The organism is Winogradskyella sp. Asnod2-B02-A (assembly GCF_045063645.1).
Classification (GTDB): Bacteria; Bacteroidota; Bacteroidia; order Flavobacteriales; family Flavobacteriaceae; genus Winogradskyella.
Genome location: NZ_JBEFOG010000026.1, coordinates 398770 through 415357, shown reverse-complemented (window position 1 = coordinate 415357; position 16588 = coordinate 398770). Strand labels below are relative to the sequence as shown.

Annotated in this window: 13 protein-coding genes; 1 reads left to right on the top strand and 12 read right to left on the bottom strand. The window is 30.0% G+C overall.

From position 1 onward, the window contains the following. Nucleotides 1-245 precede the first annotated feature (245 nt). Entirely contained in the window at nucleotides 246-1199 is a 954-nt protein-coding gene (locus tag ACJJVO_RS05290; RefSeq protein ID WP_405571312.1) for a glycosyltransferase family 2 protein, read from the top strand. Nucleotides 1200-1267: 68 nt separating this feature from the next. Here ACJJVO_RS05290 and ACJJVO_RS05285 read toward each other — a convergent pair whose 3' ends face one another. The 12 genes from ACJJVO_RS05285 to murJ form a co-directional block, all read right to left on the bottom strand. Continuing rightward, nucleotides 1268-2263: an endonuclease/exonuclease/phosphatase family protein gene (locus ACJJVO_RS05285; protein ID WP_405571310.1), complete on the bottom strand. Its 996-nt coding sequence runs from the start codon at nucleotides 2261-2263 to the stop codon at nucleotides 1268-1270. A 22-nt stretch (nucleotides 2264-2285) separates the two neighbouring features. After that, nucleotides 2286-3416 carry a glycosyltransferase family 4 protein gene (locus ACJJVO_RS05280; RefSeq protein ID WP_405571307.1) on the bottom strand — a complete coding sequence of 377 codons (1131 nt, stop codon included), beginning with the start codon at nucleotides 3414-3416 and terminating at the stop codon, nucleotides 2286-2288. 6 nt (nucleotides 3417-3422) lie between these two features. Next, entirely contained in the window at nucleotides 3423-5327 is a 1905-nt protein-coding gene (asnB, locus tag ACJJVO_RS05275; RefSeq protein ID WP_405571305.1) for an asparagine synthase (glutamine-hydrolyzing), read from the bottom strand. A gap of 26 nt (nucleotides 5328-5353) precedes the next feature. Continuing rightward, nucleotides 5354-6499 carry a glycosyltransferase gene (locus ACJJVO_RS05270; RefSeq protein WP_405571302.1) on the bottom strand — a complete coding sequence of 382 codons (1146 nt, stop codon included), beginning with the start codon at nucleotides 6497-6499 and terminating at the stop codon, nucleotides 5354-5356. A gap of 1 nt (nucleotide 6500) precedes the next feature. Then, complete coding sequence (locus ACJJVO_RS05265) at nucleotides 6501-7592, bottom strand: glycosyltransferase (protein WP_405571299.1); 1092 nt, start codon at nucleotides 7590-7592, stop codon at nucleotides 6501-6503. 69 nt (nucleotides 7593-7661) lie between these two features. Further along, on the bottom strand, nucleotides 7662-8615 hold the full coding sequence (locus ACJJVO_RS05260) for a hypothetical protein (RefSeq protein WP_405571298.1): 954 nt from the start codon (nucleotides 8613-8615) through the stop codon (nucleotides 7662-7664). 94 nt (nucleotides 8616-8709) lie between these two features. Then, entirely contained in the window at nucleotides 8710-10143 is a 1434-nt protein-coding gene (locus tag ACJJVO_RS05255) for an MBOAT family O-acyltransferase (RefSeq protein ID WP_405571296.1), read from the bottom strand. Between the two features lie 20 nt (nucleotides 10144-10163). Next, nucleotides 10164-11141, bottom strand: a complete 978-nt coding sequence (locus tag ACJJVO_RS05250) for a hypothetical protein (protein WP_405571294.1) — start codon at nucleotides 11139-11141, stop codon at nucleotides 10164-10166. Between the two features lie 8 nt (nucleotides 11142-11149). Next, complete coding sequence (locus tag ACJJVO_RS05245; RefSeq protein ID WP_405571293.1) at nucleotides 11150-12583, bottom strand: MBOAT family O-acyltransferase; 1434 nt, start codon at nucleotides 12581-12583, stop codon at nucleotides 11150-11152. A 313-nt stretch (nucleotides 12584-12896) separates the two neighbouring features. Beyond that, nucleotides 12897-14087, bottom strand: coding sequence for an O-antigen ligase family protein (locus tag ACJJVO_RS05240; RefSeq protein WP_405571292.1), 1191 nt, complete (start codon nucleotides 14085-14087; stop codon nucleotides 12897-12899). Between the two features lie 4 nt (nucleotides 14088-14091). Beyond that, nucleotides 14092-15153 (bottom strand): glycosyltransferase family 4 protein, encoded by a 1062-nt coding sequence (locus ACJJVO_RS05235; RefSeq protein WP_405571291.1) that lies wholly within the window; start codon nucleotides 15151-15153, stop codon nucleotides 14092-14094. Further along, the gene (murJ, locus tag ACJJVO_RS05230; protein WP_405571289.1) at nucleotides 15153-16493 is read right to left on the bottom strand and encodes a murein biosynthesis integral membrane protein MurJ; all 1341 of its coding nucleotides are present in this window, start codon (nucleotides 16491-16493) and stop codon (nucleotides 15153-15155) included. Before murJ ends, ACJJVO_RS05235 begins: the two co-directional genes overlap by 1 nt. Nucleotides 16494-16588: the final 95 nt, after the last annotated feature.

The window sequence follows — 16588 nt, the reverse complement described above, 5'->3', positions numbered from 1 at the left end:
AAAGAATAAAAGTCGTCTTTTTAATTATTCATCATGCAGGTTTTTTAAAAAGAACTGTTATGGTATTTTTTTTTCTTTTCATCTAATTTTATTGCGCATATAAATATTAACCAATAAATTAACCCATCAATTATTATGCTAGATTTTTAGATAACACATGGAACCTGAAAAGCGAAGAAAATATAGGTTCTGATGGCTTTTTTTTAATAGTTTGAAGCTATTATTTGATAATAATATAAATTACTATGAATTTTAACGCGTTATTACCGTTTTACCAAGAAAAATCACCAACAGATTATAAATATAAGTTTACGGTATTTACTCCCGTTTTTAACTGTGAAAAATCTATTGAAAGAGTACACAATTCATTATTGAATCAAACTTTTAAGGACTTTGAATGGCTTATCATTAATGATGCCTCAACAGACACGTCACATGACGTTATAACCAAAATTATAGAAGCATCTCCGCTGAACATTAATTATGTAAACAATTTAGAGAATAAGCACAAGATGAGCTGTTTTATTCAATCTATTGCAATGGCAGAAGGCGAATTCTTACTCCCATTTGATGGAGATGATGAATGTTACCCAAATACCCTCGAAATTTTTAATAGTGAATATGAAGAAATACCAGAGGAATTAAAATCTAAAGTTGCCGCTATAACCGTTCTATGTAATGATCAATACGGAAATCAGGTTGGAGATTCGTTTCCGGAGGATTCTTTTTACTGCAATACGTTTGAAGCGAAGTTAGATAAACAGATTGTTGGCGAAAAATGGGGTTTTACGAAAACTGATGTCTTAAGGAGTATAATTGTAAATCCTGATATGCTTAACTTTGGTTTTATACCAGAAAACGTTATTTGGAATACAGTAGCAAAAAGTGGTTTTTTAACAAAATGCGTCAACGAGGTTCTTAGAATTTATCATGTTGGAGTAGAGGGTTCAATTATGAATACTCCCATGACATCAAGAAGTGCTTTTGGCATAGTGCTTAATGGTATAGCTGAATATAATTGGTTTTTTAACACCTATTTTTTTAAATCACCTGTTTTCTTTTTAAAATCCTTGTATATAACCCTTCGTTCATCTACTTATCTTGAATACCCATTAAAAGTGTATGTGATGTCTTTTAATTCTTATATAATTAAATCTTTAATATTTATTCTTTGGCCATTTAGGAAGTTTATGAAATAAAGTTAATTCACTAGAATAAATTATGTAAATTCTTTAAGAATTTGTGCTTCTTAAAGGAGCTATAAGTTTTATTGTTTGATTTTGAACCTCATATAAATAGGTTCATGATCAGATAGTTTTAAACTAAAATTATTTTGACTCAGTACTTCTAATTGATCATTATATAGAAAATAATCAAGTCGTAATGGATAGTTATGAAAGGAGTATGTTTTGCCAAACCCAGATCCTTTACTCAAATAAGAATCCTTTAAACCTTTTTTTAGTACTTTATACGTTTGACTGTATGGTGTGGCATTAAAATCTCCACAAATAATAGTATTCTCTCCAAATGTTTCAGCATGTTTCTTTATAAGATTGGCTTGTTCTACTTGTATTGAAATTGTGTTATTTAGACTATTCCAATTGTGATTGAACTTATTAGTAAGTGTATTTGGAGAAATCACATAAGATTGAAGATGACAATTATAAATTCTTAAGGTATCTTGTTTCACTTTTAAGTCGGCATAAATTGCGTTGTTCTTTGTGCCTTTAAAGTCTATATAACCTTTATTAATTATTGGATATTTAGAGTATATGGTAAGAAGTGATTTATTAACGTTTTCTCTATAACCTAAAAACACATAAGGGTATTGTTCAATTTTTTTACCTTCTTTATAAGATGACTCCTGCAATAGCAAGATATCTGCATCAACAGAATCTATGAATTTTATGATTTTAGTATAATCATATTGATTAGAGTTAATGGAATTATGATTTTTAAAACCCCTAACATTGTAAGTTACAATACTGATAGAATCTTTAATTTCTAATTCTTTGTTACTAGAAAATTGGAAAAATAAATTGTAATTTAAAAAAAATAGTACAATACCAATAAAATAGAAATAGTTCTTTTTTAAAGCACCATATATAGCTAAAACAATATTAACTATAAATACTATTGGCATTATAACACTAAAAAATACAGATATAATACCAAAATCGAAAAACGAGCTTAAAACTCCAATAACTACAATTATTATGACAATAATAGAAAGTCTGTCTATTTTACCATATTTAATTTTCATTCTTAGAATTGGTCAATGATATTTAAAGTTCCCTTTTAATTAAGTTTATTAAATCATTATTAATAATATCAACATCAAAACGTTCTTCTGCGTATTTTCTGCTATTTATCCCCATTTCCTTGATTTTATCAGGATTGGTAATGAAAAACTCCATGGGCTTCACTAAAGCATCGAGATTTTGCGGTTCTATTAAAAAGCCATTAACACCTTCTTTTACAGACTCTCTACAACCTACAGAATCAGTTGTAATAATAGGATTACCACTTGCACATGCCTCTAGCGTAGTTCTAGGTAAACCTTCTCTATAATAACTCGGTAAAACAAATACGTCTCTTGCTTTTAAATGTTCAGGAATATTAAATTGGGGACCATGAAATACAATAATACCTTTTTCATGCAAATCCTTAATTTCATCTAAACTAATTGCAGATGGTGACGTTTCTACCATACCAATTAAGTGGAATTCTGCTTTTGGATATTTAGCCTTCAAAATTTTAGCCGCATCCATATAAAGTGCAATACCTTTCTCTTTTATTAATCTAGCAACTAACAAAAAACTTACGCTATCTGTTGCATTTTTTTCTTTAAATGAGAATTGATTAAGATTTACACCAGAGCCACTTACAAAATCAACTTTCTGATTTTTAGAAATTACTTTTCTATCTAAAAATAGTTGATGATCGTCTTTATTTTGAAATACGATTACCTTATTCTTTCTTATTGATAGTTTATATAGTGTTTCATTAAAACGCTGTAACAATCGTGCTTTTGCAGTTAAGCCAGTAAAGGCATAACCTAAACCTGTAATTAATGAAACAACAGGGATCTTACACATGTTGGCAGCCATGGAACCGTATATTACGGGTTTTACTGTATATGGAAAAACCAAATCTATTTTATTTTCTTTCATTAAAGATTTTAACTCTAAGATAGAGTTAAAATCTTTAAATGGATTTAGACCTGTACGTTGCAATTTAAACTCTAATGGTGTTGCTCCTAAGTCTATAATATTCTGACGAAATTCATCAGCATAATCTGGTGCTGCAGTAAATACTTCAAATCCATCATCAACAAGGCTTTTAATAAAATCACCTCTAAATCTAATAAGAGAACCATCAAAGGATGCTATAAGTAAAACTCTTTTTTTCTCCATTTTGATTTAGTTTTGTTTAAGGAAATTAAATTTGTACCATTTTTGGAAACAGTAATAAGACCAAACTCTAAATGTACTATCCTTTTTACTGTCTAAATGATCTTGAACTAATTTAGTAATTACCTCAATATTAAAAATACCTTGAGATTTCAACAATTCAGGCTCTATATAGCTTTCTATTTCTTTTCTCAGGCTTTGTCTTAACCAATCTCCAGTTGGTGAACCAAATCCACTTTTACTTTTTTCTAAGAATTCAGCAGGAAACTGATCTCTAAAGGCTTCTTTAAGAATGTGTTTTTTGTTCCATCCTTTCATTAAATAATCTTCTGGCAAGGTGTTGGCAAACTCCCAAAGCTCTTTATTTAAAAAAGGAGCTCTACATTCTAAAGACGTCATCATACTAGTTCTGTCTACTTTTGCTAACATTCCTCCTTCTAAGCTTAAAATTTTATCTACTAATCTAAAATCTGTAAGCGATGTAATTTTTTGTTTACCCAAAACATCTTTATACTCTTGAAAAATATTTGAATCATAAAAGTCCGGAGACATAATCTCTTCAAGTTGAGAACTGGTGTTTGCTAAAGAAATAATATCCCAGTAAAAGTCACCTTCATAATCAATTGCATTTAATAATTTATTAATCTGGAATTTTTTACCTCTTGTATCGTCTTTATTAATGAGGTATTTATTGCTTAAACCAGCAATAGTTTTATGTATGCCTTTAGGTACAACTCCAGTATATCTGTTGTTCATTTTACCTATGTAGTACTTATTGTAGCCTCCAAAAACTTCATCACCACCATCACCAGTTAATGCAACTGTAACATGTTCTCTAGTTTTTTCTGAAAGCAAATGTGTTGGAAGTGCAGCTGTGTCTGAAAAAGGTTCATCAAAATTGACGAGAATTTCGTGAATGTTGTTTTTAAGATCATCTTCATCAATAATAAATTCGTGATGATTACTATTTACCATATCCGCAACAACTCTAGATTTGTCTGTTTCGTCATAAGACGCTTTTTTAAATCCAATAGAGAATGTATCTATTTTCTTATCTGTAGATTGCGCCAAACAAAGGGAAATAATAGAAGAATCAACACCTCCAGATAAAAATGTCCCTAAACCTACATCTGCAATAGACCTACTATCTACACTTTTATACACTAAATCTTTAGTTTTAGCTTTCGCGTCTTCAAAAGAAATATCGATTGCTTTCGGTTTTGGCTCCGCATTAATTTTATGAATTGTTGTGTTGTGAGATGCTAAATCATATTCTATATAATGATTGGCTTGTAACTTATAAATATTATCGTAAATAGTGTGTGGTGCAGGAATGTAGGTTAATCTGAAATAAAGATTCAATCCTTTTTTTGAAATATTTGGAGTAAAATCAATAGTTTTAATAATTGATTTTAATTCTGAAGCCCAAATAAATTCTTTGTCTGTATGTGTGTAATACAATGGTTTTTCGCCAAAGAAATCACGAGCAATAAATAGCTTATTTATATTTTTATCATAAATACTAAATCCATACATACCATCTAACCACTGAAAAGACTCAACGCCATATTTTTCATAGGCTTTTAAAATCACTTCCGTATCACTAGAAGTATTGAACGTAACGCCTTCAGCTAATAATTTTGCTTTTAATACCTTGTAATTATAGATTTCTCCATTGAAAACAATAACAATTTGTTTATCATCTGAAAATATAGGTTGCTTACCTGAAGATAAATCAATAATAGATAATCTTCGCATGCCCATACCAACAGTAAATTGGTCATTTTCTTCTACAAATAAACCGTCTTCATCCGGTCCTCTATGAATAATTAGATTATTCATTGTATTAAGGATAGAAGATATGTCGTCTTTATTTCGATTGGTTTTGGCTATGATGCCGTTTATTCCACACATACTTTAATTAATTACATCTAATAAGCTTATTTTGTGTTGCTTATGAGAGTTAAATATTCTTTTAAAATTTTATCTTTTTCAAAGTCTTCAATTCGCCTTTTACCATTTGCTTTACAATCTTCTGTGAAAGCTTTGTTATTTACAAAGTAGCGAATACCTTTTGCCATTAGTTCTGTATTTTTAATAGGTACCAAAATCCCATAATCGGTGACCATTATATCATCTTTTACAGTCTCTAATTTCATTATTTCACTAGGACCAGATTGGCAATTGGTACTTAATATTGGTAATCCGCAAGCCATAGCTTCTAACAATACATTAGGGAAACCTTCATGATTTGAGCCAAATATAAACAAGTTTGCCGATTTTAAATATTTATAAGGATTTGGATCGAAGCCCATTAAAAAAACCTGTGCGTTTATATCCAGTTTTTCGATGAGTTGCTCTAGTTCTTCTTGCATAGGGCCAATACCAAATATATATAATCTCAATAATGGATTTTGCAATTTATGAATGGCATTTATAAGCATTATATGATTTTTACCTTTGTCTAAGCGACCTAGAGTAATCATATTGAATTTTTTATCATCAAAGAATGAATCTATAGGCTCTATATTATAAATTTTTTCTAAATCTATAGGGTTATGAACAACTTCCATTCTTTCAGAAGGCACTTTAAAATTAGTGATTAGGTCTATGGCATTTCCTTCAGAATTACCAATTACCATATCCGATTTTTTATATAATGATTTAATTAGTGTTTTGTTGAAGTTAGATTGAAACCCCTTATAGCTATATTGTAATGTAGGAAATGCTAATTCGTTTGTTATCACTTTAAATTTATAACTCGTTAATTTACTAGCAATAACATTAATAAAATTAGGTCGCGTTAAAAGGCTTACACTATGGGTAATCTTTAATTTTTTTAGTAATCTTGAATATTTATAGGCTATTATTGGAATTTTTAATGCTTTTAAAACACCACTTTCAGACGCATCAGATTTTTCGATATAATGTATTTGTAAACCTTCGGGTAGTTCATATTTAATAGTTGTATTCATTAATATTAAATGAACGTCAATATTGTTTTTAGAACAATAATCCAATATATAAGACGCTTGTCTTTCAGCACCTCCTCCCGATAATGAGTATATTAATATTCCTAACATCATTTTATTTGAATCTTTTTTGGTAAACATCTATAAATAAATCTTCATATTTAGGGAGAATTATTTCACTACTATACCTTTTGCTTACGGATTCGCTAACATCCACTGGGTTAAAATTATAGTCAGAATTAATTCTTTCAAGTGCTTCTGAAAATTCGTTCACATTAGAAACTATATTACCATTAATATCTGGATATATAATTTCGTTTATTCCGCCTGGAGCATCAATGGCAAGTACTGGTGTGCCAACCATGCAACTTTCAATTATAGCATTAGGAAACCCTTCTGTATATGAACCTTGTAAGTATAGGTCACTTTCATCTAAATATTTACCAACCTCTTTAGTGAATGGTATATGAGATATTTTATCGCTTAAATTATACTTTTCAATTTGCGAGAATATGTCTTCTTTTAGCGATCCATTACCAATTAAAGTATAGTGAAAATCGAAACTTATCTGCGATAGTGCTTCAATAATTCTATGATGACCTTTCTGGACATCTAATCGCGCAACTGTAATAAAACGTATGGGATTGTTTTTAGTTCGACTGTATTTAACTTTAAAGTTATTTGTAATTGGGTTGTTAATAACTATGAGCTTCTCTTTTTTAATATCAAAATTTTTATGAAAATCATCTAACATATCTTGAGACTGACAAATTACTTTATTAAAAAAATTGAATCGCTTATTACCCAAACGGGTCATTAAAGAAGGTTTGCCTGGATTGTCGTGCATAGCCAATACGCTTAACACATTTACTTCTCTCGCAATAAATATGGTCTTTGGAAAGAACATTGATAAAACTGCAGTAACTGCATTTAGATGTTCAATTGCACTTACAAGGATATCGGGTTTGCTTTTTCGAATGTAGCCGAATAAAGAAAGTACACCTTGTGACACTCTTGTTTTTTCTAAATAGACTACGTTTATATTTTTTATATCATAAGATGCATCTTTTTCATGACCAATAATAAGTAATGTTGCGTTAAACTTAGTAGGGTCTATGTTTTCTGCAACGTAAGACATCACGCGTTCTGCTCCACCTGCTAGTAGATTAGGAAGTGCAAATGTGATGTTAATTTTATCTGATTTCATAAATCTTATTATTTTATTTGGGTCCAAGTATTTTAATTAATCAATGAGTTAAGTAAAAATCTAAAACATTTACAGTTGAGGGCTTTTTATTTCTGAAATGTTATGCAATCTTTCTTTTAGATAACTTGCAACTTGTTCAGCTGCTTTTTCGTGACCGTAACAGGTCCAGTGATGATCATAATCAAAAGTCCAAGTATTATCATTACTAGAATCTAATAGAATAGTGCCAAAACCAGCATTTTTACAAATTTCAATAATTGAAGGATTTACATTAGGATGAAACACTAACGTCTTATCATTAATGGTATATTTTTGTTTTATAAAATCTATGAGTTGTTTTACTTCTGTTGAGTATTCTAAAACGTCATTATCCATTTCTGTATGCGTAATTTTAGGTTCTGTATTTTTATTAATTAGATTTTCTAAAGGAAATCTATTATAGAAATAATACATTAACTTCCAATTATAAAGTATTTTTTTTAGTCCTGGTGCTTTCATCTCACCATATACAATTGTATTGGTCTTTATATTTAATTGCGTGATATCACTCATTGGCTTAACTTCAGTTATGCTTTCGTAAAAATCTGTATCATTAACATATATTAAAGTATTCACGGGCAGTAATGAATCCATTTGTTTACTTATTTCCATAGCTTCAATTAATGAAACACCGGCTCTAGCAGCTTCCATGAAATTATAATCCTTCATGTTTGTCTTTAAAAAAGCAGATTGATGACATTCATTTGGGTTCATAAAATTTTCGATAAACGAATCTCCTATAACCATTATAAGATTGTCATAACTTTGCGGTAATTCTCCAGGCCAACCTAGTTTGTTTATCACCCATTGATGGTCTCCTCCTTTCCAATAACCATTTTGATTTGGAAAATATTTTTGAATACCATGTTCATCAATAGTTCTTTGAGGAATATCTGACATTGTGTGTGTTAATCGTACAACGACTTCACCAACAACGATAGCTATTAGAAAGAACAGGATTATATTTATTAATAATTTTTTCATGTGTTTATAGGTATTGTTTTTTTTATGTTCACAAGCCGTTCGTTGTTAATCATGTCTTTGGTTGATATAATTATTGAACATGTGTGCTTCATAATTAAAACTGAAAATATATAAATTGTTGCTCTTCGCCTGTAAAACTGAACATTAATACAATTAGCAATAAATAAAATGCCCAACGCACAGGTTTTTTCATAAAGTCTACTTTTTCAATTGCATATTCACCACTTCGTCCTAACCATTCTGTGATAATAAAAAATAAGACTAACAACAATATGGTTATTGGGAATACCTCAATCTTAGAAAACAATGTAGTTGTAAACATATTCTGTAAATAAGAAAAGGCATGTGCTACAGAATCTGCTCTAAAAAACACCCAAGCTATTAGCGTTAGAAAAAAGGTGAATGCCATTTGCCCAAATTCTTTTAGGCTAGGGAAGTATTTACCTTCTGCTACTAAATCTGTATTGACTCTATTTTTCTTGGCTAATAATAAGGGTAAAAAGTATAATGCGTTTAAGGCTCCCCATATTACAAATGTCCAATTGGCTCCGTGCCAAAACCCACTGACAATAAATATTATGAAAGTGTTTCTAATTTTCATTTTAAGACCACCTCTGCTTCCTCCTAACGGAATATACAAGTAATCTCTAAACCAAGTAGAAAGAGATATGTGCCAACGCCTCCAGAACTCTGCTATATCTCTAGAGAAATATGGAAAGGCAAAATTTCGTTTTAAGTTAAAGCCAAACAATCTTGAAATACCAATAGCAATATCTGAATACCCAGAAAAATCACCATAAATCTGAAATGCAAAGAAAAATGCACCGAGTAGGAGTGTGCTTCCATTGTATTCGGTATGGTTATTAAATATAATATTTGCATACTTTGCACAGTTGTCTGCAATAACAATTTTTTTGAATAATCCCCAAAGGACTTGACGTAAACCATCAACTGCATTTCTGTAATCAAATTTTCGTTCGATAGAAAACTGAGGTAGTAAATTTGTTGCTCTTTCAATTGGTCCAGCAACTAACTGAGGGAAAAAGCTAACAAATGCCATAAAACCTACAAAATCTTTAGTTGGCTCTAATTTTTTATTATATACATCAATAGTGTAACTCAACGTTTGAAACGTGTAGAAGCTAATACCTACGGGAAGCACTATATTTAAAGTATTAATATTTAATTCTTGACCGAAAAATGTAAATGAGTCTATTAAACTATCAACAAAGAAATTGTAATATTTGAAAAAGCCTAAAAAACCAAGATTAACACAAATGCTAATCCATAGTAAAATTTTTCTAGTTTTTGGTGTTTCATTTTTACCAAGCGCAATGCCAATAGAATAATCTACTAAAGAACTAAATAATATTAGAGAAAGAAACCTCCAATCCCACCAGCCGTAAAACACATAACTGGCAAGAGCCACCAATAAGTTTTGCGCCTTCATTCGTTTACCACCAATAAGCCAGTAAAGTCCGAAAACTACCGGGAGAAATATAAAAAATTCTAAGGAATTAAATAGCATGTTATAGCTGTATTGGTTGGTTAATTATTTTTACTTTCAATGTCTTTAAAGATGTCAATAAATTGCATACTTGCTTTTTTTGCTCCTTTGTAATTTGGGTGATGATAGTCTGCAAAGTCTTGATCTATATATCTGTATTTGTCACTTTTAAAGGTACTTAAATCGTAAAAAGGAATATTCTCCTTAGCCATGTAAGATTTAAAATAGACACCTTCATCATCTGTTTCGTAAAGGGTAAACCGCGATGGTGGATATGGTGCTCTCAAGCCTATTAATTTTGCATTGTTTGCATTTACGAGTTCTTTTATCTTATTAAAATATTTAGTAAATCTAGCTTTGCTAAATGTTGTATTTTCAAAATTAGAAATAGGTTCAAAATCAGATATTTCAGCATCGGTTACTGTAAGACCTTCGTGTAAATAACCTTTAGTCCAAACGTCTGATTTTCTTTTCTGTTTGTTGCCAGAAAATAAACGCGCAATATCCTGCTTTATATATGCCTTAAATTTAACAATAGGAATGCTATAGTTCAAAATACCTGTTGTACCGTACCCTTCGGTTATAAGATTAAATTTTCTTTTTGTTGAATTAAAAAAGGATGAATTAGAAAAAGTCTGAAAATAATCATGAGAATCATCCGCAGTTTGAAAAAATAAATCTAAAACGACATACTTTGGTTTCTGATATTCAAAAATTTCTTCTAAAGCAAAATAGGTCTCAGCAATATCTTGAGCTGATGTAGACATATTATAAGAATTTGTTTGTAATGCAGAGTCTATAATCTTTGGATTAAAGGATGTATAACTTCTGCTTGTACCAATAAATATGAGATCGAATGTATTTTGATTTTGATGAATCGCTTCCCATTTAAGATAATTTCTATTCGTTTCGTTTTGTACAGATTTATAGGTAGGATATTCATACATAACTGCTATTATAGCATTTACAATTATAAATGCTAATAAACCTAAGGCGAACTGTTTTAAGAATTTTTTCATATTTTAATTTAAAACTGAAAATAAATAAATGCCTGTTCTTCTCCTGCAAAAAGAAACATTAGCATAATTAGCACAATATATAAAGACCATCGTATTGGTTTGTTTATTTTATCTATGCGCTCTAACGCATATTCACCATGTCTTCCGAGCCACTCAATCGCAATAAAAATTACGACTAAGCCTAAGACAGTATATGGTAAAATTAATGGTTTTGAAAATAGCGAGATATCAAACATATTTTGTAAATAACTCAATGCATGAGATACAGAATCTGCTCTAAAAAACACCCAAGCGACTAATGTTATAAAAAAGGTTAATAACATCTGTAAGATTTCCTTAAAACTCGGTAGCATTTTGTTTTGTGCTACAACATCTGTATTTACTCTATTTTTATTAGTTAGTAATAAAGGTAAAAAATACAGAGCGTTTAATCCTCCCCATATAATAAAAGTCCAATTGGCTCCGTGCCAAAACCCACTTACTAAAAATATAATAAAGACATTTCTAATTTTCTTATTTAAACTTCCTCGACTGCCACCTAAAGGAATATAGATATAATCTCTAAACCAGGTTGATAAAGACATGTGCCAACGTCTCCAGAATTCTGCAATATCTCTAGAGAAGTAAGGGAATGCAAAGTTTTGTTTTAGGCTAAAACCAAAGAATCGAGAGATACCGATGGCAATATCTGAATAACCAGAAAAATCACCATAAATTTGAAATGCAAATAAAAATGCACCTAAAAGTAATGTACTACCAGAATAATCTTCTGAGTTGTTAAATATAATATTGGCATATTTAGCACAGTTGTCTGCAATAACTACTTTTTTGAATAAACCCCAAATTACTTGTCGCATTCCATCGACAGCATTTGCATAACGGAATTCTCTTTTCTTATAAAATTGTGGTAATAGGTTAGTGGCTCTTTCTATAGGACCGGCAACTAATTGCGGAAAGAAACTAACGAAAGCGAAAAAGGCAACGATATCTTTAGTTGGTTCTAGCTTTCTATTATAAACGTCTATCGTGTAACTTAAAGTTTGAAAGGTGTAAAAACTAATACCAACTGGAAGGATAATATTTAATGTACTCGCACTAAGTTCTGATCCGAAAAACGAAAAAGAAGCTACAAAGCTTTCTATAAAGAAATTGTAATATTTAAAAAAGCCCAAAAAACCAATGTTTACACAAATACTCGTCCAAAGTAGTATTTTACGTTTTTGTTGTCTTGCTTCTTTACTGAGTAGTACTCCAATGCCATAATCTACAAATGAACTAAAAATAATTAGAGACAAAAACCTCCAATCCCACCAGCCATAAAATACGTAGCTAGCAAATACTATGAGCAGGTTTTGTTGCTTCAATTTTTTGCCTAAGACAAACCAATAGAGTATAAAGACTATCGGTAGAAATATGAAAAATTCTAGCGAATTAAAAAGCATAATTGGTTAAATTTGGGTCGCTTTTATGATAGGTCATAATTGCGAGCGGTAAATATGTAACATCTTAGCGATAAAATCAAAAATTTTCTTTCAATTACATTTAAATACTTCTATCGGCATTATTTAATGACGAAAAAAATAATAAGTACATTCTATATAATTACTTATCAATCCTTTAGTGTGCGTTTTTTGGCCTTTAAACAAGTAAGCAATATAGTTTTTTTTATTTGATAAAACCTAGATTAACATCATGTATATGAACTAGAAGTGAACATATAAAAGGGTATTGTTCATCAATATTAAAAATGATGGCTTAAATTACTTCTCTCTCTTTATCATCGATAAGGTAGCCTAAATAAACAAAAAGCGCCATTAAGTAAGGTTGATTTATTACACTATGCAGACTAAGCATAAAAATACACATGGTAAGTAGTATTGGTATAATAAAAAAGGTAATATCTTTAGGACGAGAGAAGGCTCGTTTAAAGTAAAGTCCAAGCATTAATAAAAAGAAGAGTAGTGTGAAAATTCCTGCATCAGCCCAAATGCCTATAATCGTATTATGAGCTTTATGCATCGCTCCAAAGTCAACACCGTTACCTAATAACGGATTTTCGTATATAAAATGTAATACTTCCGCGACTAACTCACCTCTTCCAGAATCATCAACCTTGTCAAAATTAAGTGATAAAACATTAACAAGATTATTTATTTTGTCTCTTTGCTGTCCTACTAAATTCATGTTTGCTGTAATCGTATTCAGGTTCAATAATATTATATATAAAACAGGCAATAGAATTATTCCAAATAACATTCGTACTCCATTAAAAAACTTATGATTTAGCATAATTAATGAAATGAAAAATACCGAAAGTCCAGTTGTCGAAAAAGTTATGAAAAGGCTATAAAAAACAATCGCAAGTAGGACTATTTTAAAAATTTTAAAAACGGCTTTCTTTGGTTTGTAGGCTTTAAATACAAAAATGAAAGTAAGAATGGTAACTAAGGACATGTTGTTAGCATCACCGTATACTCCTTGAGCTCTATCCACAGCGTATTTGGCAATTCCACCTTTATCTAAATCGAAATTTATATTGTTAAAATAGATACAAATAAGGCATGATACAACAAAGGATATAAGCGCTATTTTTTCAAATAATGCCCTATTTTCTGCTAGACTCAGATAATAATAAAAGCCTATTACATAAAACAGTGGGATTGTACTTGCTATGATGTTTGACTCATTGTAATTAATGGCACCAGCCAATATTGCACATGCAAAATAGAGTAAATAAAAAATTATCCAGAGCTTTGCAGTTCTAGAAAGTTCACCTCTGTCTTTAATTATGAGACTTATTCCTAATAAAATAAGACCTAAATTTAAATATGCAATAACCTGAGCAAGCGTCGTTGAGACAAATAACGTCATTATCACTTGTAAATTTAATACAGTAAATACAAAAGGAATAAGAAAACAAAGATGTAAAAGTGTTTTATTTTTCATCTAATTATAGTACTTCAATAATCTCTAAATAGTTGGTGTAAATTCTTTCGATTTGATAACGGTCTAATGATTTAATACCTTGATTTGCATATTCAATCCTTTTCTCTGGTTTATTAATTAATTCATTTAATTCTTTACACATCAACTCAGAATTCTGATTCTCTACTAAAATGCCATTTATATTGTGGTTAATAATTTCAGCAGGACCAGACACACAGTCATAAGATATGCAAACTGTTCCCTGAGACATTGCTTCGAGTAATACTAGTGGTAAGCCTTCAAATCGAGAGGTCATAATATATATATCAGAATCTCTCATAATTTCCGAAACTTTGGTGGAAAAGCCTTCAAAAATTATATTGTCATTTAAGTTTTCTTGTTCAGCTAAATTTTTTAAAAATTTTGTACCGTCTTCTCCGCCTCCCACTAATCTTAATTTCCAACCAGGATTATTTGCTAAAACAGGTCCAATCATTTTAATTAAATTATCAAAACCTTTATGGTGGTATCTGTCTAAAGCACCTACAGCTAAAATAGTTTTGCTTCGATTTCTTTCAGTTTCTTTGTAAATATCAAATGTACATGGGTTTGGCATCACAAAAACATTGACATTACGGTCTTCGTAAAATGCCTTATCAAAATTAGTAAGTACAGTTAAAGCATTACTAAATTTGTAAACATATTTCCTAGTAATTCTTCCGATAAAATCTGTTTTTTCAAGATGGTTATTGTGCTCTGAAGCGATAAGTTTAATACCATAAAACCTGCTAACGATTGTAGCTATTAAGTTGGTTTGAATCATAAAACTTATAAGTACATCAGGGCGGTTTTTTTTAGGATAGTAATAGTGCGTTAAATTTTTAAAGCTTCTAATCATGTGGTTTTTTATCTTACCGTGATGAAGTCTAATACGCTTTATATTTTCGTTTGGTTTCCATATGTCTGGTTCGTTAAAGGTAATGATTGAAACATCGTGTCCCTTTTTTTTAAAATAATTAGCTAATAAAACCAACACACGTTCTGCACCTCCAGATACTAGTGAATTAACAAGGAAATCTATTTTCATTAGGCCAGTTTTTTATATTGATTGTGAGTGTATCCAAAATAAAAGCAACTACTTATTATAAATACTAAAGATGTGCTCATTGCTAATCCAAAAACACCATAATGCTTAATTAATACAATATTTAATATAACATTAATTGCTAAATTGACTAAGGATGTCCATGCCATAAATTTATTTTTATTAATACTTGTTAAGAATTTAACCATAATTAAAGTGCAAAGATAAAAAGGAATGTTAAGGAGTAAAATTTGTTGAATGGCAGATACTTTTAGGGTGTTCTCATGAGTAAATTTATCTCTTTCTAGCCATAACTCAACAATCCAATCAGACATAAATACACCAATTAATGTCGCAATTAATACCATTCCAAATACCCATTTTAATATTCTGAATAAATATTGATACGCCTTTTTAAGGTCGTCGTTAACTAACCTAGAAAAATGAGGGAGTAATACATTACCCAAAGACATAATAACAATGGAAACACCAAATGCAGGTAATCTATTTGCATAATCTAAGGCAGCTAAAGATCCAATAACAAGTTGTCCAGCAAAAAATCTATCGACAATGATATTCATCTCAGAAAGAAAACCGGAAGATATTTTTGGCGGTAATTGCTGAATCATTAGTCTAGAGTTATCGTTTAAAATGGGTTTAGCTATAGAAAGATGTTTGTATTTAAGTGAGAAAAATAATAAAAATGTAAAACCAACAATGGTGCCTGTTAAAGTTCCATAAGCCAAAACCATAGAACCCAGTGTATCTTTTAAATACCAAAGAAACATAATCATTGTTAATAAAGGAAAAAGCCCAACTATGGTCGAAATTAAAAATTTATTTTCAACCTCTAGTAAACCTGATAGTACGGATCCAATTCCCCAGAAAAAAACACATGGTAAAATAATATAAAATTGATCTTTAACTAATTGATGATTGGCTTCTGATTTATTTTGATAAATAAGATCTATAAAAATATCGATAGAAAAGAAAGTTATTAAAATAGAAACTAACGATATTGTAATAACTATTAAAAAAACAACACTTTGAAAACTAGACTTATCGCCTCCGCTTTTAAGTTCTTTTATATAATTTGGAATAAACAAATTTGTAAGCGAGCTAATAAATACACTATTTATTAATGTAGGTAATATGGAAGCCATAATAAAAGCATCGATCACTTCATTTAACCCAAAAGCACCAGCTACGATTGTTTCCTTATAAAATGCTATACCTTTAATCAGAAAAGTAATAGCAGCTACAATTGCCATACTTCTAATTACAGGATTCTGTACAGCATTTTTTGCTTTTTCTAATAATTTTCTATACTGAGCGATTAACATTTTTAGATAACAATAGTGTTTGTTTATTACAGTTAAAATAAACTCAATCTAATAAAAGATAATACAATATCGCTTTTCTTTGAAGAGTTCAATTG

Excerpts from the sequence above, each read along its gene's own strand:
- ACJJVO_RS05285 (WP_405571310.1), bottom strand. The coding sequence starts at position 2,263 with ATGAAAATTAAATATGGTAAAATAGACAGACTTTCTATTATTGTCATA.
- ACJJVO_RS05280 (WP_405571307.1), bottom strand. The coding sequence starts at position 3,416 with ATGGAGAAAAAAAGAGTTTTACTTATAGCATCCTTTGATGGTTCTCTT.
- ACJJVO_RS05245 (WP_405571293.1), bottom strand. The coding sequence starts at position 12,583 with ATGCTTTTTAATTCGCTAGAATTTTTCATATTTCTACCGATAGTCTTT.
- ACJJVO_RS05255 (WP_405571296.1), bottom strand. The coding sequence starts at position 10,143 with ATGCTATTTAATTCCTTAGAATTTTTTATATTTCTCCCGGTAGTTTTC.
- ACJJVO_RS05250 (WP_405571294.1), bottom strand. The coding sequence starts at position 11,141 with ATGAAAAAATTCTTAAAACAGTTCGCCTTAGGTTTATTAGCATTTATA.
- ACJJVO_RS05235 (WP_405571291.1), bottom strand. The coding sequence starts at position 15,153 with ATGAAAATAGATTTCCTTGTTAATTCACTAGTATCTGGAGGTGCAGAA.
- murJ (WP_405571289.1), bottom strand. The coding sequence starts at position 16,493 with ATGTTAATCGCTCAGTATAGAAAATTATTAGAAAAAGCAAAAAATGCT.
- ACJJVO_RS05290 (WP_405571312.1), top strand. The coding sequence starts at position 246 with ATGAATTTTAACGCGTTATTACCGTTTTACCAAGAAAAATCACCAACA.
- ACJJVO_RS05240 (WP_405571292.1), bottom strand. The coding sequence starts at position 14,087 with ATGAAAAATAAAACACTTTTACATCTTTGTTTTCTTATTCCTTTTGTA.
- ACJJVO_RS05270 (WP_405571302.1), bottom strand. The coding sequence starts at position 6,499 with ATGATGTTAGGAATATTAATATACTCATTATCGGGAGGAGGTGCTGAA.
- asnB (WP_405571305.1), bottom strand. The coding sequence starts at position 5,327 with ATGTGTGGAATAAACGGCATCATAGCCAAAACCAATCGAAATAAAGAC.
- ACJJVO_RS05265 (WP_405571299.1), bottom strand. The coding sequence starts at position 7,592 with ATGAAATCAGATAAAATTAACATCACATTTGCACTTCCTAATCTACTA.
- ACJJVO_RS05260 (WP_405571298.1), bottom strand. The coding sequence starts at position 8,615 with ATGAAAAAATTATTAATAAATATAATCCTGTTCTTTCTAATAGCTATC.